This is a genomic window from Moraxella sp. VT-16-12 (genome assembly GCF_002224245.2).
GTDB lineage: Bacteria > Pseudomonadota > Gammaproteobacteria > Pseudomonadales > Moraxellaceae > Moraxella.
Genome location: NZ_NKHK02000001.1, coordinates 371,929 through 395,153, shown reverse-complemented (window position 1 = coordinate 395,153; position 23,225 = coordinate 371,929). Strand labels below are relative to the sequence as shown.

The 23,225-nt window shown below is 43.4% G+C and carries 17 protein-coding genes and 3 tRNA genes; 12 read left to right on the top strand and 8 right to left on the bottom strand.

Annotation, left to right across the window (positions count from 1 at the left end):
- The first annotated feature begins 18 nt into the window (after positions 1-18).
- The 3 genes from CEW93_RS01795 to CEW93_RS01785 all read left to right on the top strand — a co-directional run bounded on the left by CEW93_RS01795 (position 19) and on the right by CEW93_RS01785 (position 8,370).
- Positions 19-597 carry a hypothetical protein gene (locus CEW93_RS01795; protein ID WP_222432706.1) on the top strand — a complete coding sequence of 193 codons (579 nt, stop codon included), beginning with the start codon at positions 19-21 and terminating at the stop codon, positions 595-597.
- Positions 598-611: 14 nt separating this feature from the next.
- The gene (locus CEW93_RS11035) at positions 612-5,222 is read left to right on the top strand and encodes a putative Ig domain-containing protein (protein WP_186727867.1); all 4,611 of its coding nucleotides are present in this window, start codon (positions 612-614) and stop codon (positions 5,220-5,222) included.
- Positions 5,223-5,409: 187 nt separating this feature from the next.
- The gene (locus CEW93_RS01785; RefSeq protein ID WP_089539741.1) at positions 5,410-8,370 is read left to right on the top strand and encodes an insulinase family protein; all 2,961 of its coding nucleotides are present in this window, start codon (positions 5,410-5,412) and stop codon (positions 8,368-8,370) included.
- Positions 8,371-8,414: 44 nt separating this feature from the next.
- On the opposite strand, the gene CEW93_RS01780 is transcribed toward CEW93_RS01785, so the two are convergent.
- Both CEW93_RS01780 and CEW93_RS01775 read right to left on the bottom strand, forming a co-directional pair.
- Positions 8,415-8,750 (bottom strand): branched-chain amino acid transporter permease, encoded by a 336-nt coding sequence (locus tag CEW93_RS01780; RefSeq protein ID WP_089539739.1) that lies wholly within the window; start codon positions 8,748-8,750, stop codon positions 8,415-8,417.
- Positions 8,747-9,466, bottom strand: coding sequence for an AzlC family ABC transporter permease (locus CEW93_RS01775; protein WP_089539738.1), 720 nt, complete (start codon positions 9,464-9,466; stop codon positions 8,747-8,749). Before CEW93_RS01775 ends, CEW93_RS01780 begins: the two co-directional genes overlap by 4 nt.
- Positions 9,467-9,636: 170 nt before the next feature.
- On the opposite strand from CEW93_RS01775, the gene CEW93_RS01770 reads away from it, so the two are divergent.
- The 5 genes from CEW93_RS01770 (at position 9,637) to CEW93_RS01750 (ending at position 12,218) form a co-directional block, all read left to right on the top strand.
- Positions 9,637-9,712: transfer RNA gene (locus tag CEW93_RS01770), tRNA-Lys, on the top strand.
- 44 nt (positions 9,713-9,756) lie between these two features.
- Positions 9,757-9,832 (top strand) — tRNA-Lys (locus CEW93_RS01765).
- A gap of 4 nt (positions 9,833-9,836) precedes the next feature.
- Positions 9,837-9,912: transfer RNA gene (locus tag CEW93_RS01760), tRNA-Asn, on the top strand.
- Positions 9,913-10,031: 119 nt separating this feature from the next.
- Positions 10,032-10,838 carry a thiazole synthase gene (locus CEW93_RS01755; protein WP_089539736.1) on the top strand — a complete coding sequence of 269 codons (807 nt, stop codon included), beginning with the start codon at positions 10,032-10,034 and terminating at the stop codon, positions 10,836-10,838.
- Positions 10,839-10,847: 9 nt separating this feature from the next.
- Positions 10,848-12,218, top strand: a complete 1,371-nt coding sequence (locus CEW93_RS01750; RefSeq protein ID WP_089539734.1) for a wax ester/triacylglycerol synthase family O-acyltransferase — start codon at positions 10,848-10,850, stop codon at positions 12,216-12,218.
- Here CEW93_RS01750 and purU read toward each other — a convergent pair.
- The 4 genes from purU to CEW93_RS01730 form a co-directional block, all read right to left on the bottom strand.
- Positions 12,215-13,075 carry a formyltetrahydrofolate deformylase gene (gene purU / locus CEW93_RS01745; RefSeq protein WP_089539733.1) on the bottom strand — a complete coding sequence of 287 codons (861 nt, stop codon included), beginning with the start codon at positions 13,073-13,075 and terminating at the stop codon, positions 12,215-12,217. The two genes, CEW93_RS01750 and purU, sit on opposite strands and share 4 nt — an antisense overlap.
- Positions 13,076-13,141: 66 nt before the next feature.
- Positions 13,142-13,936 (bottom strand): ABC transporter ATP-binding protein, encoded by a 795-nt coding sequence (locus tag CEW93_RS01740; protein ID WP_089539731.1) that lies wholly within the window; start codon positions 13,934-13,936, stop codon positions 13,142-13,144.
- The gene (locus CEW93_RS01735) at positions 13,933-14,874 is read right to left on the bottom strand and encodes an ABC transporter permease (protein ID WP_089539729.1); all 942 of its coding nucleotides are present in this window, start codon (positions 14,872-14,874) and stop codon (positions 13,933-13,935) included. Before CEW93_RS01735 ends, CEW93_RS01740 begins: the two co-directional genes overlap by 4 nt.
- Before the next feature lie 91 nt (positions 14,875-14,965).
- On the bottom strand, positions 14,966-15,994 hold the full coding sequence (locus CEW93_RS01730; RefSeq protein WP_089539727.1) for an ABC transporter substrate-binding protein: 1,029 nt from the start codon (positions 15,992-15,994) through the stop codon (positions 14,966-14,968).
- 466 nt (positions 15,995-16,460) lie between these two features.
- Here CEW93_RS01730 and CEW93_RS01725 point away from each other — a divergent pair, with 466 nt between their 5' ends.
- Positions 16,461-17,030, top strand: coding sequence for a J domain-containing protein (locus CEW93_RS01725; protein WP_143822773.1), 570 nt, complete (start codon positions 16,461-16,463; stop codon positions 17,028-17,030).
- Positions 17,031-17,073: 43 nt separating this feature from the next.
- Here CEW93_RS01725 and CEW93_RS01720 read toward each other — a convergent pair whose 3' ends face one another.
- Both CEW93_RS01720 and CEW93_RS01715 read right to left on the bottom strand, forming a co-directional pair.
- Positions 17,074-17,907 (bottom strand): inositol monophosphatase family protein, encoded by an 834-nt coding sequence (locus tag CEW93_RS01720; RefSeq protein ID WP_089539724.1) that lies wholly within the window; start codon positions 17,905-17,907, stop codon positions 17,074-17,076.
- 106 nt (positions 17,908-18,013) lie between these two features.
- Positions 18,014-20,092, bottom strand: coding sequence for a 1-deoxy-D-xylulose-5-phosphate synthase (locus CEW93_RS01715; protein WP_089539722.1), 2,079 nt, complete (start codon positions 20,090-20,092; stop codon positions 18,014-18,016).
- 202 nt (positions 20,093-20,294) lie between these two features.
- Between CEW93_RS01715 and ribA the strand changes: the two genes are divergently transcribed.
- The 3 genes from ribA (at position 20,295) to CEW93_RS01700 (ending at position 23,210) form a co-directional block, all read left to right on the top strand.
- Positions 20,295-20,918, top strand: a complete 624-nt coding sequence (ribA, locus tag CEW93_RS01710) for a GTP cyclohydrolase II (RefSeq protein WP_186727866.1) — start codon at positions 20,295-20,297, stop codon at positions 20,916-20,918.
- A 90-nt stretch (positions 20,919-21,008) separates the two neighbouring features.
- Positions 21,009-22,634: an apolipoprotein N-acyltransferase gene (gene lnt, locus CEW93_RS01705; protein ID WP_089539720.1), complete on the top strand. Its 1,626-nt coding sequence runs from the start codon at positions 21,009-21,011 to the stop codon at positions 22,632-22,634.
- Positions 22,635-22,805: 171 nt separating this feature from the next.
- A complete protein-coding gene (locus tag CEW93_RS01700; protein WP_089539719.1) occupies positions 22,806-23,210 on the top strand; it encodes a hypothetical protein in 405 nt (134 codons plus the stop codon).
- Positions 23,211-23,225 lie beyond the last annotated feature (15 nt).

The following is a 23,225-nucleotide window of genomic DNA, read 5'->3' as shown; positions in this document are numbered from 1 at the left end:
TTTTTGGGCAGCTACTTCTTGTTTGAAGTGTTCTTTATCTCAGCTTGGGTGAAGGAGTTGGCGTTGGTGTGGGAGCCAAGTTGGGCGACGTGGTTGATTGAATGGGTCAGAGCCAATACCGATTTTGTGTCTGATGAAGGAGTTAATCATCAGTTATTTTCAGTTCGCATCAAACCCAAAGATGTGGCGTTATATCAGCTTTATACAAGTGAAAGAGAGTTTCTTGCTTCTGACTTTGGCGGAGCAACCGCTCTTTTTCAGGTATTTAGAAGTTTTGGTTTTCCTTTGATATTGGGTGCATTAGCAATCATTATGTGGCGACTTTTGGATTGGTTGGGCTTTGCTCGCATTGACCCTAGAAATATTTATTCTGTGGGTTCTTTTATTTTTTCTGGTTTTACGACATTAGTAGTAACATTATTGTTTTTATCAATCATTCTTTATTTCTTTTTCTTAGATATGAGTGCAATGCTGTTGTTTAATAAACAACATTGGATAGATGGTTTTTTTTGGAATTTTGCATTTGTATTTGCAGTTTTAGCTATAAAATCTATTTACGGTTGGTTTTTATTTTTTAGAAATTTATTTTTACACTAAATGAGGAGACGATGATGTCTAATACTGTTGAGCAACAAGGTGGCTTTTTTAGCTATCTTTGGAATACTATGGTAGCTTCTGTGGCTTCAAGAACGGTTGGCACAGGGGTGAATGATGGTCAAGTAACCACTGATGAAATTGCCGCCATATTTGCCAGCAACCTTTCTAAAATCACAACCACAGTTGTTGGTGAAGCAATGCTAAAAAATGCTCTTAAAAATGGCATTGGTCTTGAAAATTTCGCCAAACAATTGCCAAGCAACTATGCAGAATTGACCTATTTAGCAATGGATAAACATTCACAAACCAGTGCATTAAAAGTGCTAAGTGAATTAAATCCTATTACGGAAGATGGGAAAAAATTCATATTACAACTAAATGATATGCTTAACAACCAACTCGACCAAACTAATCAAAAAATTCAAAGTTTTGGTTTATCAGTCCATACAAGCCCAGAAGATATTCTCAATAAAATAGTTGGCAATACCAACTTCTCTAACGAAGTTTTTGATATTTTAGGTAAAGTATTTAATTTATCTGAAGCTGTTAGAATGGCTGTGCAGAAAGTAGATACAAGTGATACAGAAAGCATAAGTAATTATACAATGAACTGGATAACCTATTTTTCTCAACTACCTGTGCACAAAAGCATTACAGAAACCTATCCAAGATTAGCAAATGGTATTGCAGATGTGATTGATGGCAATGCCAAAAGCTGGTTTGATAAAATACCTGCTCTTAGTGGAAAAAACTTGGCAGCTGTTGCGGCTCGTGGTGTTATTTTGGGCATCGTTACTGATATGACTTATAAGATAAATTATGCTGGGGCTGAATTATTATTTAGTAGAGGCTTTGATAAATTATTTGGCAAAGAACTCTACGAAATGGACTGGTTTATTAACTTTGGCGATAGTGCCTACTCCACCATATTCCAACACCTTACAGGCGACAACCTAAACGCCGTCATCGCCTTTAACACCATGATTTTAGGCAATTTTATCAATCAATCAGGCAAATCGGTTGTTTATGATGATACCGCTGTGTTATTTAGTAGTAAAGAATATCAAGAGATGAGCTTTGAAAAAGCCTTAGATAATTATAAAACTTTATACAAAGCCATCACAGGTTCAGATAGTGCAGATGGTATAACAGACGCCCAAGCAATGATTAAACATATGCAAGAAAGCTATCCTATCTTTAAAGAACTTCGTGGTAAAACCATGATTATCGCACAAGATTTTAAGAGTGTTAAAGAGTATTATGACATTGCATTATCTGATGATAAAAATGCCATGGCTTATCGTTTTGCACTCAAACACCTATTACCGATGGTCATATTGGATGCAGATTATAGCCGGTACAATCAAAATGGTGAACTAAATCTCTATTCAAAAGACAATCCTAATGGCATAACACAAGAATATCTTGAAGCCAGAACTCAAATGCTAGGATATAAGCTACAATACACCAAGATGGACATTGATTATGATGAACGTTTACAAGTATCTGGCATTTTACCTTTACCTGTTGTTAAAGGCGACCATATTTACCAAGATTTAGACAGTCAATTAAAATTAGACATTGATGGCGTTAATCCAACAGATTTTGGTAGCCATCGTTATGTCTTTGGTGGTAGTGGCGATGATAAAGTTATTGGTGGCATATTGTCAGATAAATTGTTTGGTGGTATGGGTAATGATGTGCTAAATGGTATGTCAGGTGATGATTATTTAGAAGGCGGTATTGGTTTTGACACCTACCACATTACCGACCACGACACCATTTATGACAGTGATGGCGATGGCAGACTTATTTTTGGTGGCAAAAACCTACCAAGTGTTTTTATTGAGCAATCCACAGGTCTATGGCTTACCAAAGATGATAAAGATGACATCACTCATACCGCCACACAGTCAGGTGAAGACTTGATTATTGCCAGTAAAGACAACAAGCACACCGCCACCATCAAAAACTTCTTTGATGTTGCTACCAACAACCAAGGGGTTATCACCGCTTTATCCATCAATCTTGCTACCGAAGAAAACAAAGAACACGCCCAGAAAAACGCCACCACTTTTTTAGACATCAATTCAAACACATCAGCCGTTGTCTATGTGGGCAACCCAAAAACCAAATTGCACATCATGGGTAGTGATGACCATAGAGGAGATTTATACTTTGGTCATGGCTTTGCTCAAAAAATTACCCTTTATGCCAACGCAGGTAATGACACCATGTGGGGAGGTATACAAGGTGATGAGCTGTATGGAGGCGTAGGCAATGACATTATTTTCGGCACAAGCCCTGTTTATGACACCAACCCCACCAATGCTCCCACCAATGACCATGATACAATTGTAGGTGGAGAAGGTAGTGATTTGTTAAATGGAGGCGTGGGAGAAGATATCATCTACGCTGACGATAAAAACAGCCATAAAATAGTTGCTGATAGTAATGAAAAAGGCAACTGGGTATTAGGTGGCAGCGACAAAGACACCATTTATGGTGGTCAAGCTCGGGATTTATTACAAGGTGGCAAAGATGGCGATACTATTTATGGTGGTGGTGGCAATGACATCATCTTAGGAGATGCTCATATTCGTTTTGACCACAGGTCTAAGACCATTTATGGCACATCACCCAGTACAAACATCAATTATGGTTATGTTGGTGGCGGGATTCATCCATTAGTACCAGGCGTTATCAGCCCCAGTATTACCACCACACGAGGCAGTCATCTATCCACAGAATACGCCTTTAAAGATGGCAAATACACCACATCAAACCTAAATAGCATTAACATCAGAGACCCACGCACTTTTGAGTGGGACATGAACATTGACACTCAAACAGGGCATTACCAAATCACGCCCCACAAAGATATGTCTTTTGCAGAAGAGATTGTGGCAATAAATTCCGATAGTGCTACTGACATCATCTTTGGTGGTACAGGTAATGACCTTATCATTGGTCAATATGGTAACGACATACTTCACGGTGATGATGGCGATGATATTATTTGGGGTGATGACAATAAAGGCTCAAATATTATCGGCAATGACACTCTAAATGGTGGCAGTGGTAACGATTGGCTTATCGGTGGTGGAGGTAATGACATTTTGCGTGCAGGCACAGGCAAAGACACCCTAGATGGCGGAACAGGCTTTGATATTTATGACTTTAAACTGTCTGATTTATTATCTACCAATGATGTCAAAACCATCACAGACAGCGATGGCGAAGGTAATATTTGGATAGGTGGGGTGAATCTTGCCCAAAGCACTTGGACACAGGACACCCTTGCCAATCAGCTCTACCAAGACGGACAAGGCAACAGTCTCACCCAAGTATCCGACACCCAATACCTACTACAAAGCACTCACTTTGCAGGCACCATACATATCCATGCGAGCCCAAGTGCAGATGGCAAAGTGCTAGGTATGACTCTAAGTCAAGCTAACCAAGCTCCACAAATTTTAAATCAACAACAAGACCAAACCATTTTAGCGGGTCAAGCATTTAACATCAGCCTAAGCCAAGACCTATTTACCGACCCTGATGGCGATGCTTTAGAATATGTAGTTGTGCCAACCGTGGCTGTGGATAATTTTTACTTTGATAAAAATAAGCTAACTCTAACAGGTGTCGCCCCTGCCAGTGGCAAGCTAAGCTTTGATGTCATTGCTAGCGACCCCAAGGGACTTTCTGCCACGCAAGCCTTCACACTCACAGTCAATGAAGCTCCCATATTAACCAACCAAACCCCAAGCAAGATTAACCTTGCCCATGATGAAGACAAAGACATCTTATCCGCCAGCATGCTGTTTGATGACAATGATGGCGATGAGCTGCGTTACACCATCACCGCCCCTAATGGTATCGCCTTATCTGCCAATGGCACCATCCATGCCGATGCCAGCGTACTTGGCGTGGGCGAACACACCATCACTATTACTGCCACTGACCCCTATGGGCAAAGTGTCAATACACAAACCATCATCAGTGTAGCAGCCAAACCAACCCCCATAGAGCCTATCACTCCCATCTACCACGACCCCACCATCAAAGGCAAGACCATTCGTGGAGGCTGGGGTAGCGACCAACTAGAAGGCGATGAGCTTGCCAATGTGCTGATTGGTGGCTTTGGCAATGATACCCTATCAGGTGGCAAAGGCAATGATAGGCTAGAAGGCGGTTTTGGCAGAGATATCCTGATTGGTGGTCAAGATAATGACTACCTGATTGGCGGTTTTGGTAATGACACCTACATTTATACCAAAGGTGATGGCAAAGACCGTATCAAAGACATCGGTGGTAATGACACCCTTAAACTACACGGATTGACTTTGGCGGATTTGGGCTTTACCAAAAATCATGACAGCCTAGATATTTTTATCAAAGGCACAGATGATGGTATCAGCATTGATAATTACTTTAACTCAGGCAAAACGGGCAATGGTTTTATAGATGGCTTTATTACTGGCTCTAAAACCTTACAGAGTATTGCCAATAATATCGGCAAAATGGCAGGCACCAATATCATTGAAAATATCCATATTGACAATCAAGTGCTACATTATCAAGATGTGGTAAAGCTCATTGAAAACAACCAAGCAATCATTTAAAACATCAAAGCCACACACCCAATATCTTTTGATGTTGGGTGTATTTAGTATGCCTATACGACCCAAAAACATAAAAATCCAAGCCCAGCCACACCAAATCTACCAAACCACAAAATAATAGTTGTATAAAAGCCAAAATCTTGCCAAAATAGGCGTTTTGATGGTCAGATAATTTTTTGGATAATTTATGAGCACACAGCTACACCCTGCCTTTACCCTAAAACACACCCACTACATAGATGCCCTAGACATCAACGTTATCGTCAGCGAACATACCGCCACAGGAGCAATCCACTATCACCTAGCATCCGATCATGACGAAAACGCCCTAATGATAGGCTTTGCTACCCAGCCCATGACTTCTCGTGGTGAAGCCCACATCCTAGAACATGTGGTGCTGTGTGGTTCAGAAAAATACCCTGTCAGAGACCCCTTTTTTAGCATGATAAAACGGTCTTTGCAAACTTTTATGAATGCCATGACCGCCAGTGATTGGACGGTTTATCCCTTTGCCAGTCAAAACAAAAAGGATTTTTTTAATTTATTAAGTGTCTATTTGGACGCGGTATTTTTCCCTAACATTGATGAGCTAGATTTTGCCCAAGAAGGCATTCGCATTGAGCTTGATAAAGATGGCAAACCTGAATATCATGGCATTGTCTTTAACGAAATGAAAGGTAAAATGAGTGGTGAGATTGACCAACTATATTATGCCTTGATACCGCACTTATATCCAACCACTACCTATCATTACAACTCTGGGGGCGACCCAAAACACATCACCCAATTAACGCACGCTGATTTGGTTGAGTTTCATAAAACTCACTATCACCCCACCAATGCCATCATCATGAGCTTTGGCAATATTGCTGTGGCAGACATCCAAGCCAAAATCCACGATGATGCCCTAGCCCGCTTTGATAATAGCGACAAGCCTGCTCGTGGCAAAAAGTTTGCCTCCATGCATGAAGAGCGTCTTGGTCAGCCCATACAAGTCTATGACACTTATACCGCCGATGACAACGGCGAAAAAATGACCCATCATGTGCTGGCATGGCTACTGCCACCGATTACCGACCCAAGACAGCGACTTGCTTTACGCTTGGTGGAAGGCGTGCTGATAGAACACGCAGGCTCACCCCTGCGAGCCTATCTGGATAGTGCGACCTTTGGTACATCCACCAGTCCACTTTTGGGCTTAGATGACAGTCATTATGAAATGGCGTTTTATGCAGGCGTGCGTGGCTCGGAAATATCGCTTGCCAATGACGTGGAGCAAGGCATTTTAGCTTTGTTAAAATCGGTGGCAGACAACCCCATTGATGATGAGACCATCCAAACCATCTTGCACCAAATTGAGCTTGACCAACGCCACATCGGTGGTGATGGTATGCCCTACGGCTTGACATTACTACTAGAAGGGTTTAACACCGCCTTGCATGGGGGCGACCCAATGGATATTTGGCAAATTGATGAGCATTTGGCGTGGCTGAGAGAACAGGTTAAACAGCCCCATTGGCTACAAAATTTAATAAAAACCCATCTGATTGACAACCCCCACCGAGTACGGCTCACCCTAAGCCCTGATAAGGACAAAGCTCAACGCCTGATAGATGATGAAAAAGCAAGTCTTGACAAGCTGAATGACACCCTAACAGACACCGACAAAGCACGCATTCGCAAGCAGTCTGCCAAGCTTGCTGCTCATCAAGCCAGCATTGATGACATAGACATTTTGCCCAAAGTGGGACGTGATGACATACCTAGCCAGATTAAATTTAGTCATGCCATACGTCAGCCCATCATGATTGATGACACTAAGCGTACTTTGTATGAATACCACGCTGGCACCAATGGGCTGTATTATTATCAGCTCATCCTAGATTTAAATGATGATTTGGACATTTTGGATAATCCACTATTGCCGATTTATTTGGGTCTGTTGTCTGAGCTTGGCACGGATAAACATGATGCACGGGCTTTTCAGGCGGTACAAGCTGCCGTCTCATCAGGGGTAACCGCTCGCATTAGCCAGCGTACTGACCGTTTTGATAAAGACAAAATGACCAGCTACCTTGTGCTTGCCACGCGAGCCTTGCACCGCAAACCACAAGCCATACAGCTTATCAATGATGTGCTATATGACACCATTTTTAGTGAAACCGACCGCATGGGCGAGCTATTACAGCAAAAACAAGCATCTTGGCAATCACGCCTATCAGCAAACGGGCACGCTTACGCCATGCAAACTGCCAGTCGCACCATGAGCCGTCTGTCAAAACTAGAATACGCTTACTCAGGACTGCCTGCTTTGCGTGCGTTAAAAGCCTTTTTAAAGACAAGCGACACCAATCAAGGCCTTTGGGGCGTGTTATCATCACGACTTGCTGACCTTCATGCACGTATCGGACAACTGCCAAAAGATGTGATTTTGGTCTGTGAAGCAGACAAGGCAGATGAGCTAAAATCAACCATTACAGCAGCATTAAACACTCGCCCATCCACCAAACCGCTCACGCCCTTGTTAAGCACATCGCTGCCATTTGATGAGCTACATACCGCCAGCGACACAGACAAAGACATCGCTTGGTTGATTTCAACCAATGTCTATCACAACGCTGCCGCCTACCCTGCGGTTACATCAGGACATGAGGATGCACCTGCACTGATGCTTTTAGCACCATTTTTGCGTAACGGCTATCTGCATTCGGCAATCCGTGAAAAAGGTGGTGCTTATGGGGGCGGGGCAAGTTTTGACAGCAACACAAACAGTTTTCGCTTTTATAGTTACCGAGACCCCCATTGTCAAGCCACTTTTGAGCATTTTATCAAAAGCATTGATTGGCTTTTGGATAGCGAGCATGACCCCGAGCAATTAGAAGAAGCGGTGTTAGGCATCATTGGCGGTATGGACAAACCCGGCTCGCCAGCTGGTGAAGCGGTTAAATCTTGTTTTAGCGAGCTACATGGACGCACCAAAGCTGCCCAAGAAGAGTTGCGAGCCAAACTGCTGTCTGTCAGCATTGATGACTTAAAACGTGTTGCCAAAACTTACCTAAAAGACAAGCCCCACGTTAAAGCCAGCCTTGCTCCGCTGGAAAAAGAGCAACAAATGCACAAACTTGGATTTGACTGCCAAAAATTTTAATGCTCATAAAAAGCCCCTTAATCTGGGGCTTTGTTATGGATAAATCACACCACCACAAACACCTTTTGCACCAACACCATGTACAATAGCGTCCCCACCCCAATGGAGATGAACATGTTTTTAAACGCCCGATGTAACACCACCACCGCCACACCTGCCAAAATCTCTGACATGGCGTGATATTGCCCAAAAAAGTCTGCATTTTTATAACAATACACCACAAGCAGCCCAAACACCGCAGACGGCAAGGCTTTGCCAAGATACTGTACAAAATCAGGTATCGGCTTATGAGCAGGAAACGCCACAAATGCCACCCATCGGCATAACTGTAATGCCACAATGGCAGTTATAATGGTTAAAATTTGTTCATTAAAAGTCATACACTGTCCTGTGGTGCTTTGATTCGTCCCAATTTATCCTGCAAATGCTGACGGCGTATGGTCAGCCACACAAAAATCCCCACCATTGCTGGCACCAAAAAATGCGTTTTACCAAAAATCATCAGTGCCAATGCCGTCATACCTAGTCCGACCAAGGCACTTTCATGTGAACTTTGTCTTGACCATTGCTCCACAAAAATCACCAAAAACAAAGCCGTCATGGCAAATTCTGCCCCCGTCAAATCCACAGGTAATACCGCCCCAAGTAACGCCCCAAGTGCTGAACCTGCCACCCAATAAATGTGCAAAAACAGCGTAACTAACACCATAAACCACGCTTTATCTAGCCCATCAGTCTTGGCAGTATAATTAATGGCAAAACTTTCGTCCACCATGCCGGCAATCAGATAAACTCGCTTCCAACCTGTGATGTCTTTGAATTTATCCAGCATTGAGATGCCATAAAAAATCTGTCTGGCACTAATCATCACAATCAGCAAAAACACCGATGATGGATTAAACGCCATCACCAACAGTCCTGCCATGATAAACTCCACCGACCCTGCAAAAATAAATAATGCCATCAGCACAGGATACCACGCCCCAAACCCCAAAGAGTGCATATAAACGCCGTACGCCATGCCCAAAAACAAAAAGCCCGACAAAATCGGCAAACTTTCTTTAAAGGCGTGGCGACAGGTTTTTTTTAAACACATCAGATGCCATCACAAACCCATCAACCCATCTAAAAATAGCCCGATATTTTAAAGCAAAGCATATGAAAAATCACGTCAAACCCACAAAATCATGCTTTTTTATAAAAATTTTTAAAAAGTACTTGCAAACAACAAAAACTCGTGTATAATACGCACCACATTAGCGATAAGGGTCGTTAGCTCAGTTGGTAGAGCAGTTGACTTTTAATCAATTGGTCGCAGGTTCGAATCCTGCACGACCCACCATTATCCTAATTTGCTTAATATAAGCATCTGCCGTTTTGGTAAACGGGTCGTTAGCTCAGTTGGTAGAGCAGTTGACTTTTAATCAATTGGTCGCAGGTTCGAATCCTGCACGACCCACCACCATTCCCCAATAGCTCAGTCGGTAGAGCATCGGACTGTTAATCCGTGTGTCCCTGGTTCGAGCCCAGGTTGGGGAGCCATATTTAAAAAGCCTTTCTATTTCAGAAAGGCTTTTTTGTTGTCTTTAAAATTTTTTTTGGTATGTGGTTTTTTCTTTTTTGACAAGTTTTGTTATAATTAGCCAATTTAGGAGCTTATCATGACACAACCCAATCAAAATCCAACTGATGACCCACTCATCATCGCAAATCGCACTTTTTCATCACGTCTTTTGGTCGGCACAGGCAAATACAAAGACCTAACCGAGACCGCCGATGCCATTGGTGCAAGTGGCAGTCAAATCGTTACTGTTGCCATACGTCGCACCAATATTGGTCAAAATCAAAACGAGCCCAATCTTTTAGATGTCATTTCTCCTGAAAAATACACCATTTTACCAAACACCGCAGGCTGTTTTGATGCTGATAGTGCCATTCGCACCTGCCAATTAGCTCGTGAGCTATTAGATGGACATAACCTTGTCAAACTAGAAGTGCTTGGCGATGAAAAAACACTCTACCCCAACGTTACCGCCACTTTAAGATCCGCCCAAGTCTTGGTGGAAGATGGTTTTGATGTTATGGTTTATACTTCTGATGATCCCATTGTCGCCCAAGAGCTTGAAAGCATGGGCTGTGTGGCGATTATGCCTTTGGGGAGTTTGATTGGTTCAGGGCTTGGGCTACTCAACCGCCACACCCTAAGTCTTATCATTGAGCAGACCCGTGTTCCTGTGCTTGTGGATGCAGGTGTTGGTACTGCTTCTGATGCTGCCATCGCCATGGAGTTGGGCTGTGATGGAGTATTGATGAACTCCGCCATTGCTTATGCCAAAGACCCTGTACTGATGGCACACGCCATGAAAAATGCCGTCGTTGCAGGTCGTCAAGCCTTTTTGGCAGGTCGCATGCCCATGCGAAAAATGGCGGTAGCAAGTTCGCCACAAACAGGCTACTTTTTCCAATAAAGGCGACGTATGAAAACTTTGTCCGTCCTTGATTATTTATTTTTATTTTTGGAAAATAAAAAACAGCCCATGCACATCGCTGGGCTTTGCCTATTCGAATTACCGATAGGGGCAAGTGATGATTTTATCCCCAAGCTCATCAAAACGCTCACCAAACATCAACAAGCAGATTTCCCCTTTAACCACAAGCCACACCGATGGTTTTTTTGGCAACGTGATGAACAATTTAACCTAAGCCATCATTTTCACCACATCACACTCACCCCAAACAGCTCGCTTGATGATTTATTAAGCCATCTTTCAAAAAAACACAGTCAAATCATTCCCAAAGACAAGCCATTGTGGACACTTTATTTAATAGACAATATTTGCCCTGCTGATGGCTCAGACCGCCCAAGATTTGCCATTTGGATAAAAATACATCATTCTTTGGCTGATGGTGTGGCGGGCATGAGATTGATAAAAAAGTCTTTAAGTAGCGACCCAAATTGTAGGGAATTTTCGCCATTTTGGGCAACTTCTCCCAAAAACCGACAACAAATCAATGAGTTAATAGACACCACACAACCTGCCAAAACACTCATCAAACAGCAACTTGGTGCAATCTATCCTGTCATCAAAGCATTAACCTTGGGACTAAAAGAGCATTTTAACCCCTACTCGCCTTTTGTCAGCACCTTTGATGCTCCCAAATCCATTTTAAACCAGCGCATTACCAGCACTCGCCATTTATCGGTTGCAAGTTTTGATAAAAGCCGATTTTCTGATACCGCCAAAGCCCTATCCATCACCACCAATGACTTACTTTTGGCAGTATGTAGCGGAGCACTGCGTGCTTATCTGATGAGCCAAAACGCCCTACCTGCCAAGCCTTTAATCGCTTTTGTTCCCATCTCACTTCGCCGTGATGACAGCATTACTGGCAATCAGTTGTCTTTTTTGCTGACCAATCTTGGCACACATTTAGACACCGCCACCGCTCGGCTCTCTGCTATCAAAGACAGCATTGATGATGGCAAACAACGATTTGCACGACTTAGCCCAGCTCAGGTCATTTGTTATAGTGCCATTGCTTATGGCTGGGCAGGCATCAACCTTGCTACTGGTCTGCTGCCAACCAGACAAGCCTTTAATCTTATCATCTCAAATGTGCCATCTGATAGCACGCCTTTGTATTTGTATGGCGCGAAACTGGTAGGGATTTACCCTGCATCTGTCTTATTTGATGGGCAAGCAATGAACATCACTTTAACCAATCACCAAGACCAAATAGACTTTGGGATTACGGCGTGCAGTACAGCGTTGCCCAATATCGGACAGTTTTTGTCGTTGGTGGCAGATGAGCTTGGCGTATTTGAGCGTTTGGCAAAAACATCTTAATCAAACACCACCGTTTTGTTGTCATCTAAAATGATGCGGTCTTCTAGATGCCATTTGACCGCCCTTGCCAACACTTCACGCTCAATCTCACGCCCAAGCTCACGCAACTCTGACACATCAAAAGCATGACTAACACGCTTAACGCCCTGCTCAATGATAGGGCCTTCATCAAGCTCACCAGTTACATAATGAGCAGTCGCTCCGATGAGTTTAACCCCTTTATCAAAGGCTTGCTTATAAGGGTTCGCCCCCACAAACGCAGGCAAAAACGAATGATGAATGTTGATGATTTTGTTTGTCCATTGATTGACAAATTCAGGGCTTAAAATCTGCATATAACGAGCCAGCACCAGCAAATCATTGCCTTTCATTGCTTCATGGATTTTGGCATAGGCTTCATCTTTGTTGTCTTTGTGAACAGCGATACACTCAAATGGAATGCCAAAACTCTCCACATCGGCACGCAAATCTTCATGGTTGGATACCACTTTACTAATCTCACAGGGCAACGCCCCACGACTGTATCGCCACAAAAGTTCAAGCAACGCATGGTCTTCTTTGGAAACCAAAATCCCTACCTTTTTTAATTCAGCTTGACACACCAACTGCCATGTCATGTGATACTTTTGGGCGACATTTTGGGCAAAGGTATCTAGCAGGGTATGTTTTTTACTTGCCAAATCGTCCAAATGAAACTCCACCCGCATAAAATATTTACCGCCAAAAGCTTGGGTGGTGTGCTGGTCAAGTGAGACGATGTTTGCCCCATGATGATACAAAAAGCCAGAAACCGCCTGCACAATGCCTGATTGGTCTTGACAAGTAATCAGCAAACGTGCGATATTATTGTTTTTCATAAACACTCCCCATTTTACTTAAAAATCAACAAAAACAAAGGGCGAATCTTTTGCCCCCAAATGATGTCAGCCCAAAATCAAACTGTCATCAGCAACTTTTTCGCCACGAGTTTTTTCAAACATATCAAGCAAATCTTGTACCGTCATGCCACGACGTTCATCGCCTGACACATCAAGCACCACCTGCCCTTGATGAAGCATGACCGTGCGTGTGCCATGTGATAAAGCCTGTGCCATAGAGTGCGTTACCATCATGGTGGTCAGTTTGCCTGTATTAACAATCTCATCGGTCAGCTGCAAGACAAAATCAGCAGTCTTAGGGTCCAAGGCGGCCGTATGCTCATCAAGCAGTAGGATTTTAGATGGTTGCAAACTTGCCATCAAAAGGCTCACCGCTTGGCGTTGTCCACCTGATAACAATCCCATGCGGTCAGTTAGGCGGTTTTCTAAGCCCAATTTTAATACGGATAATTTTTCACGAAAAATCTCACGGTTTTTTGGGGTCAAAGCCGAGCCTAAGCCACGAATACCGCCCCGCTTATATGCCAACGCCATATTTTCTTCAATACTCAAAGCTTCACACGTGCCTGCCATTGGGTCTTGAAACACACGAGCCACCCAATGACTTCGCTTGTGGGTAGGCTTACGAGTTACGTCCGTGCCATTGATGACGATAGAACCACTGTCAGGACGCAACGCTCCGCTGACCGTGTTTAAAAAAGTGGATTTACCTGCACCATTTGTGCCGATGACAGTAACAAACTCACCATCATTAATGTGCAAAGACAGCCCACGCAAAGCTGGGTTTTCAATGGGCGTACCTGCATTAAAAGTCAAACGCAAATCGGTGGCGGTCATCATAATTTATTTTCCTTATTTGGCTGTAACAACTCTGTTGCACCTGATTTTTTTAGAGCGGATAATGCTTTTGAGCGAAATTTAGGCAACATCAATGCCCCAATCACCAGTATGACCGTTACCAAATTTAAATCCTGTGGACCAAATCCGATATTACGCAAGGTTTGGCTAGATAATGCCACTTGAATGAGCAATTTATAAATGGTCGCCCCAATGATGACCGATAGCGTAATCCAAAATATTTTTTTGGCAGTCAAAACCGTCTCACCAATGATGACTGCTGCCAAGCCCACCACAATCGTCCCAATACCAATAGAAATATCCGCACCACCTTGGGTTTGTACAAATAACGCCCCAGACAACGCAATCAATCCGTTACTAATTGCCATACCCAGTATAATCATCACAGGTGTATTAATGCCCTGTGCTTGTGCCATTTTTGGGTTTGAACCTGTTGCTCGCATGGCAAGTCCAGTTTGCGTACCAAAAAACCAATCTAATAGCAATTTTGCCGCCACAACCACCGCCCCAGCAATCAACACACGCACCCACACGCCATTATCGCCCGAAATAAAGGGGGTAAATACGGTCGGCTCACCAAGCAATGATAAGTTTGGTGCACCCATGATACGCAAGTTTACCGAATACAAGGCAGTCATCACCAAAATGCCTGCCAATAAGTGTAAAATCCCCATCTTGACATTGAGCCATGCCGTAACAATCCCTGCCACAGCTCCTGCCATCATGCCATAAACACACGCCAACCAAGGATTTACCCCAGCGACAATCGCCACACCTGCCACTGCTCCACCAAGCGGAAAACTGCCATCTGCGGTCAAATCAGGAAAATCTAAAATGCGAAAAGAAATCAGCACTCCAAGTGCCATGAGTGCATAGATAAAACCGCTCTCCAATGCCCCAAAAAATGCAATCCAAGACATAATGCCCCCTAATTGAAACAAAACACACGCCAAAAAGCGTGTATTTTTTAAAAACTTAGGGCATGAAAACATACCCTAAGATAACCGCAGTTTATTCTATGACTTTTTGTGCTTTATCTAAGATGGATTGTGGCACGGTTAAGCCTTGCTCGCTGGCATTTTTCTTATTTACAATCAAATCAAGCTCGCTAGCACTATATACAGGAATGTCGCCTGCTTTTTCACCTTTAAAGATACGAGCGGTAATCTTACCTGTCTCAACACCAAGCTGATGGTAATTCACACCAAGCACCACACTTGCTCCACGATCAATCACACCAGGGTCAGACGACACCAAAGGAATTTTGCCTTCTTTGGCAACTTTGGCAAGGGCTTCATACGCATTGACAACGTTGTTATCTGTTGATGTATAAATCATGTCCACTTTACCCACCAAACTCTGTGCCGCCATGGCAATATCGCTTGATTTTTGAGCAGGTGCTTCTACAATGGTTACGCCTTGTGTCTGAGCAACCGCTTTTAGGTTTTTTAATGTTACTGTGGAGTTTACTTCGCCGGGACTGTACACAAATCCGATATTTTTAACATTTGGCAAAAGCTCCTTGATAAGCACAACTTGTGGTTCAAGTGGCAAAACATCAGAAGCACCCGTTACGTTTGTGCCAGAGCCATCTAGTTTTGAGACAAGTTTGGCTTCCACAGGCTCAGTAACCGCAGAAAATACCACAGGAACAGTTGTGGTTGCTGATACGACTGCCTGAGCTGATGGGGTGGCAATGGCAATGATGGCATCAGGATTATCAGCAGCAAACTGCTTGGCGATTTGCCCTGCGGTTCCCATGTTGCCTTGGGCAGATTGGAAATTGACTGTTAAATTTTGTCCTTCTTTATAACCTTCTTGTGCCAAAGCTTCAATCGCCCCCTTACGAACAGCGTCCAAAGAAGGGTGCTCTACAATAGCAGTAATCGCCACCGTTTTTGCATCAGCAGTAGCAGCTGGTGTTTCGGTTTTTTGTTCGGTTGGGGCTTTATCACCACCACAACCAAAAAGTACAGCAGATAACAAACTCACACCAATAAGTTTAGCAAATGTAGGTTTTGAATGTAAAAAAGCAGTCATGAAATGTCCTTAATAAAAATGCACTAAAAATGCTTTGTCATTATGACATACTCGCTTAGCTAAAACAAGGTTTTTCACCGCCTGTGCCATCTTGGGGCATTAAAATAACTCAAACAAAAAACTCACACTGCCATCACAAAAATCCTTTTTATTGACGGTTTTAATACTAATTTTACTCATAAAATAAGCAATCACCACAGTCATAGGCATTTATTTAGATTAATATTTAATCAAATTATGATGTTTACATAAAATTTTTTAACTTTCATCAGAAAAGTCGTATTTATTATGTAAAAAAGCGTTATAATTTGCCAAAAGTGTGTTGAGCTTTTATAGTTGCCATTAAAAATACAAAATCCATCAAACAGAATTTGTGATTTTTAATATCAAGCACACTTTTGTTTTAAAGGACTTTTATCAATTAAACCGATTGCTATTAAGGCTCAACACACCATTATTTGTTTTTATGATAAACTTATATCAACTGCTTAACATACCGCCTACCGCCACAGATGAGCAGATTTTAGAAGCACTACATCACCAACCCTTAGAACCAAAACTTACCAAGGCAGTCCATGCGTGGTTATTAGACCCTGTTGTGCGAGAGCGTTATAATGCTCGTTTGTACACACAAGAGCCGGATTTTTTCGAGCAAATCACTCCACTGTGTCTGTATCGCCCTGACCACGCTTGCCTGCTTGGCGTGCTGTTTTTACCGATTGCCTGCTATTTGCACGCATTTAATTGGCAAGCCTTAGGCAATAAAGAAAAAGCCAAACAAAACCATTATGTCGCCATTGGATTTTTATTTTTTATTTTAATCACTTTGCTCATAAAAATATATCTGGGCATACAAATCCCCACCGCCTTTGGGCTAATTTGGGTATTTGTGTGGTATTATTTACTTGGTAAAGAGCAGGTTATCTTTATCAAAGATGAGCTTGACAGGCAATACCAACCAAAAAACATCTATCTGATGATTGCCATCACAATCGTGGCATTTATCCTTTGGCAAATTGGCAATTATATTGCCTAATTTAAAACAAATAAAAAACCACCAATTCAAGGTGGTTTTTTTATTACTTATCTAGCACGTTTTCCCATGTAGGGATAACAATTTGCATGAGTGGCTTTAACAGCTTGGCGTTACAAGCAAAAATAGACCCTGTGGTCATGGCATGATTTGACCCATGATGGTCGGTAACCACCGCACGAGCTTCGGTTGCAATCAACTCACCTGCACAAATGTCCCAAGGTTTGATACTCATCTCAAAATAGCCATCAAATCGCCCTGCTGCCACATAGCACAAATCAAGTGCTGCCGAACCTGTGCGGCGAACCTGTCCACCATGTTCACAAATGGCTTGTAAGGCGGCAAAATGCTGACGAGCAAAACTGGTGCGTGTCTCACCAATCATGCGTTCATAAGGATGTCCTGTGGTAAAAAATCCCCCAGCGATTGTCGTACGATTTGAAACTGACAGACGGCGTTGATTGAGTATTGCCCCATCACCACGACTGGCAGTAAACAGCTCACCCCTAACAGGGTCATAAACCACGCCATGCTGTGTTACACCCTTGTGCTGAATGCCAATAGACACACAAAAATGTGGCACACCATGCACAAAGTTTTGTGTGCCATCTAAGGGGTCAATGACAAAACACCAATCAGCGTCCGCTCCTTTGCCTTCTTGCAAACCAAACTCTTCACCCAAAAAAGAATGTCTAGGATAGCTTTCTTTTAGTAAAGAGATGGTCAGCTCTTCGGCATAGCGGTCAATCTTAGTTACCAAACCATCTAAGCCCTTAGACTGCACACCAAAATCAATACGATGACGGTTTTCATGAGCTTTTAAAATCTCATGACCGACTTTTTTTGCCACTTCGGAAGCAATCACCACCATAGGTTGCATAATTCACCTTACAAATATTAACCATTTAAATAATGCTCTTGTATTCATCATACAAAAAAGGGGCATTATACCCCAAAATCGCTTGATTTTCACGCCTTTTTAAGGCTTAATCATCCATCATCTGTAATTCTGCCAAAATCCCTGCCTTATCCAGTCCGCACTCTGACAGTTGCTCATCATGACTGCCATGAGCCACAAAAACATCATCAATGGCAATCTGACACAACCTTCCCTTAAAGCCCACATTTGCCAAATACTCACCCACTGCCGAACCTGCTCCGCCCATACGCTGATGTTCTTCTGTGGTGATGATGTGCGTAACGCCTTGCCCTATCAGTGTATCAATCAGCTCACCATCTAAGGGCTTGACCCAACGCATATCCACCACACAAATGGGCGTGTTGGTCTTTTGATAAAACGCTTGCCCAGCCAACAGACTGTCATGCAGTCGTGTCCCAAAAGCCAGTATGGCGATTTTTTTGCTGGCGTGTTTGTCAAACTGCGTGCTTTGCCATCTTATGTTGGCTTTACCAATGGCAAAATGTTCATCGGTGTCTTTTACAATCTCACGCCCCACACCCACACCCCTAGGATAACGCACCGCAGATGTGCCTTGATGGTCATAGCAGGTTTGTAAAAGCTGATAGCACTCATGTTCATCGCTTGGCACAGCAATCACCACATTTGGCACACATCGTAAATACGCCAAATCAAACACACCTGCGTGAGTCGCCCCATCTTCACCCACCAGACCTGCCCTATCTATGGCAAAAGTTACGTCCAGATTTTGCAAAGCGACATCATGAATAAGCTGGTCATAACCCCGTTGTAAAAAGGTAGAATAAATCGCCACCACAGGTTTTAGTCCGCCTGTTGCCATGCCACCTGCCAAAGTTACTGCGTGCTGCTCGGCAATCGCCACATCAAAAAACTTAGCAGGATAACGCTTGGCAAACTCCACCATGCCAGAGCCTTCGCACATGGCAGGCGTAATGGCAACCAAATTGGCACGCTCACCATTATCCACAAGCCACTTGCCAAATACGTCAGAGTATTTTTTTGCCATTTGGGGGGCTTTGTTTTTGGTGTCAGATTTGGGTAGTTTACCAATGGCGTGAAAACCCACAGGGTCAGCCTCGGCAGGCAAAAAGCCTTTGCCTTTGATGGTATGTACATGAATGAGTGCTGCCCCACTTAGGTGTTTGGCACGTTCAAACACTTGCAACAGCTTTGGCAAATCATGTCCATCAAAAGGTCCAAGATAAGTAAAACCAATCGCTTTAAACAGATTATCAGGAAAGACGTGGTCGGCGATTTTTTCGGCGATTTTATCAGGCAAGGGGGCAGGTGGTGCGTTTTTACCAAGCAAATTACCGATACTTTTACCAACATTGGCACTAAGTTTGGCAGGGATTTTTTCTAGGCTTTCTTTGGCATCTGTTGCCATGTGCAGATAATGACGGATACGGCGGTCATCGGTGCTGATTTGACGCTTGGTCATCAAAATATTGCCATGTTTATCAATATCAAAAGCCAGCCCACGTTGCCAAAGTTTTGCCAAATGTCGACTAAATCCACCGATGGCTTGTGAGATGGACATGTCATTGTCATTTAGCACCACCGTCAAATCAGCGTTTTGCTGAATGGCATCGTTCATCGCTTCAAAAGCCATGCCCCCTGTCATCGCCCCATCACCAATCACCGCCACCACTTTGCGATTTTCACCCAAAATACGACTTGCCAAACTCATGCCAAGTCCTGCTGATATGGACGTGGAGCTATGACCCACCCCAAAGGTGTCGTACTCACTTTCACCACGCTCAGGAAATGCCGTCAAACCCCCACGAGAACGAATGCCAGTTAGCTTATCACGGCGACCTGTTAAAACCTTGTGTGCATAGGCTTGGTGTCCTACGTCCCAAACCAGTTTGTCGTACGGCGTATTATAGATGGCGTGCAAAGCAACCGTCAGCTCCACCACGCCCAAATTTGCCCCAAAATGTCCGCCACTTTGCCCAACCGAATACAGCAAAAACTCTCGCACTTCATCGCCAAGCTGACACAGTTTATCTACCGACAGCACTTTTAAATCAGCAGGTGTATCAATACCATCTAATAAAGGCGTGTGTGGTCGTGTCAAAGGAATGTCGGTAAAGGTTTTTGGTGTGTGAACAGAAGTTGGCATTAGGCTGGTGTTCCTAGTTTTATTTCTTAAAAATCATCTTAAAAGTCGTGTGAAGTTATCACAGGTTTTGAGTTATAATAACGCATAACAACTTTGGCAAATGGCGTTATTTTACAAGATAGCCTTTTAATTTGCCATACTAACACCATTTAATTCACAAATTATCCACATTTTTCATCATTAAAACGCCTTGGGGAAGATTTTGTACCAATTTATCAGTGCTGCTCGCCTGCCGACCATTCACGGCGAATTTACCATTCATGCCTTTGAAAACGAACACGGTCAAGAACACACCTTACTTAGTGTGGGTTTGCCAAATAATGATGACAAAAAAATCCCACTCATTCGCCTGCATTCAGAGTGTCTGACAGGAGACGCATTTGGCTCATTAAAATGCGATTGTGGTGCACAGCTCAACACCGCCATGCAAATGATACAAACGCATGGTTGTGGGGCGATACTTTATCTACGTCAAGAAGGGCGTGGCATTGGCTTGGTCAATAAAATCCGTGCTTACGCCCTACAAGACCAAGGACATGATACCCTACAAGCCAATTTGTTGCTTGGTCTGCCGGCCGACGCTCGCACTTATGAGATGTGTGAAGTAATGCTAAAACACCTAGGCATCACACAAGCTCGCCTACTAACCAACAACCCCAACAAGCTGTCTTATCTGCAAGAGTTGGGGATTGATATTATTGAGCGAGTGCCACTGATTGTGGGGGTCAATGGTCATAATGCTGACTACCTGACCGTAAAAGGAGCAAAAATGGGGCATTTTATCCCTGCCAATGTGCCGTTTGTCTTAGAATCCATCAAATCTTGATAGTATGATTTATAATCATCTCTTGGGAGTGATGATGATTAATCCCACCCCATAAAAACATTTTTGCCCCACATTTAACATCAGATTACCATGTTTAAACTATTTCACCCCACCGAACCTGTACGCCCCCACAGCAGGCGTGCTGTCCGTCAAGCTCGCACCCAAAAAAAACGCATTCCACTTACTTATCCCATACTGGTGGCAATGCTGGCAGGTGTGATGTTTTGTTTTTCGCTTGCTCCTTATCGTTTGTGGCTACTTGCCATTTTGTCTCCCATGCTTTTATATGTATTGCTTGTGGATGAAGATTGTCCAAAACGGGGGTTTTGGATAGGGCAAGCCTATGGTTTTGGACTGTGGGCAATGGGTGCTTCTTGGCTATACACGTCTATTCATGAATACGGTGCAATCAGTGCTTGGCTGGCTGTGCTGATGATAGCAGGACTAGCATTTGTGATGGGGCTGTTTCATGGGGTAATGGCATGGGGATTTGTTCGTTATTTGGGTCGTCAGCCACTTGCTTTTGCGGCGATTTGGCTTATCCAAGAATGGGCAAAAACTTGGCTTTTAACTGGTTTTCCTTGGCTGTTTGTGGGCTATGCGTTTAGTGATATTTTATGGCTAAACAGCCTAGCTCCTGTGATTGGCGTGCTTGGCATGAGCTTTGTGGCGGTGCTGTTTGGCTCATCACTCATTGACATCATTCGCAAAAAATATGGCTATCTTATCATCAGCAATAGCTTTATCTTGACAGGGATTATGCTATCATTGATTAATCCTACTTGGACAGTGCCTACGGGTGATAAACTGTCGGTTTCACTCATACAAGGCAATATTCCCCAAGATTTAAAATGGCTCAATGAATACCGCCTTGAAACCTTAAAAATATATAGCGAACTGTCGGCAAGTGAATGGGGGCGTGATTTGGTGGTGTGGCCAGAATCATCTATTCCCATGACCCAAGATGAAGCGTGGGAGTTTATCTATGCCACCGCCGAACACGCCAAACAAAAAAACAGCTCTTGGGCGACAGGCATTCCCTATAAAGACGTGGAGAACTTTGACCCCAACCAAGGCGCTTATCCCTATTATAATGGCGTAATGGTACTGGGTGATGACAGTGGTGGGTTGTATAAAAAACAGCACCTTGTGCCTTTTGGTGAATACATTCCTTTTCATGGACTGCTAAATTTATTGCCAAACCTTGCCAATATGCAAGATGTGGTCAGTTTTAGTGCAGGCACTCACCATCAATCCCCCCTGATGGTCAAAAATCACCCCATGGGGTCAGCCATCTGCTATGAAGTCGCCTACCCTGACACCACCCGCCAAAACGCCAAAAACAGCGAGTTTTTATTAACCATCTCCAATGATGCGTGGTTTGGCTCATCACATGGCCCACATCAGCATTTACAAATGGTGCAACTGCGTAGTCTGGAAACAGGGCGTTGGTTCATACGAGCAACCAACACAGGCATTACCAGCTTTATTGATGAAAAAGGACGTATCATAGACCAAGCACCCCAGTTTGAACGTACTGTGCTTCGTGGCACTGTGCCAAGTTTTACAGGTCAAACACCCTTTATGGTGGTTGGTCATTACCCTGTATTGATTTTATCTTTACTGCTTATTCTGCTGAGTTTTATCGCCAAAAAACAAACTCATCATAACAGCCGCACTCAAAAAGTCTATACAGGCGAAGGGGTAAGAGATTAAAATTTAAGCAATTTTATCTTTATTAGGACAAATAATCCCCAATCCACCAAAGGAATTGTACAATAAAGATAAAATTTGGTATATAATACAACAGAGTGTGTTAGACTTTTTGACACATCTTATTGTTTGGTAATAATTTAGAAATAAACCCATCTACACGACAGGTGATTTATGGCACATGACGCTTCAAATAATAACCCCGTAAAAGAGATTATTCATTCTTTGCTTGGGATTTTACTTTTGCTTGTAATCATTTCAGGCATTGCAGTATCTGCTTGGCTACGCCCTGCTGGCAACCATGAGCCTGCCACCGAGCCTGCCACCCCAGCAGGTAAAGCTTTGGCAGAAAAAATCGCTGCCATAGAAAACCCTGCCCCCGAAAAAACCGCCGACACCGCACCAGCAGCAGAAGCCGCAAATTCAGCCACTGACCAAGCCCAAGAAGCTGACAAAGACAGCAGCACAGCAGTTGCAAGTACCGCAAGCGACACACCTGCTGATAAAGCCCAAGAGCCCACCAAAGCAGACAACGCCCAAGCCAAAACTGAGACTGCCGAGCCTAAGCCCGCTAACTAATCCCACCTAAAAGAC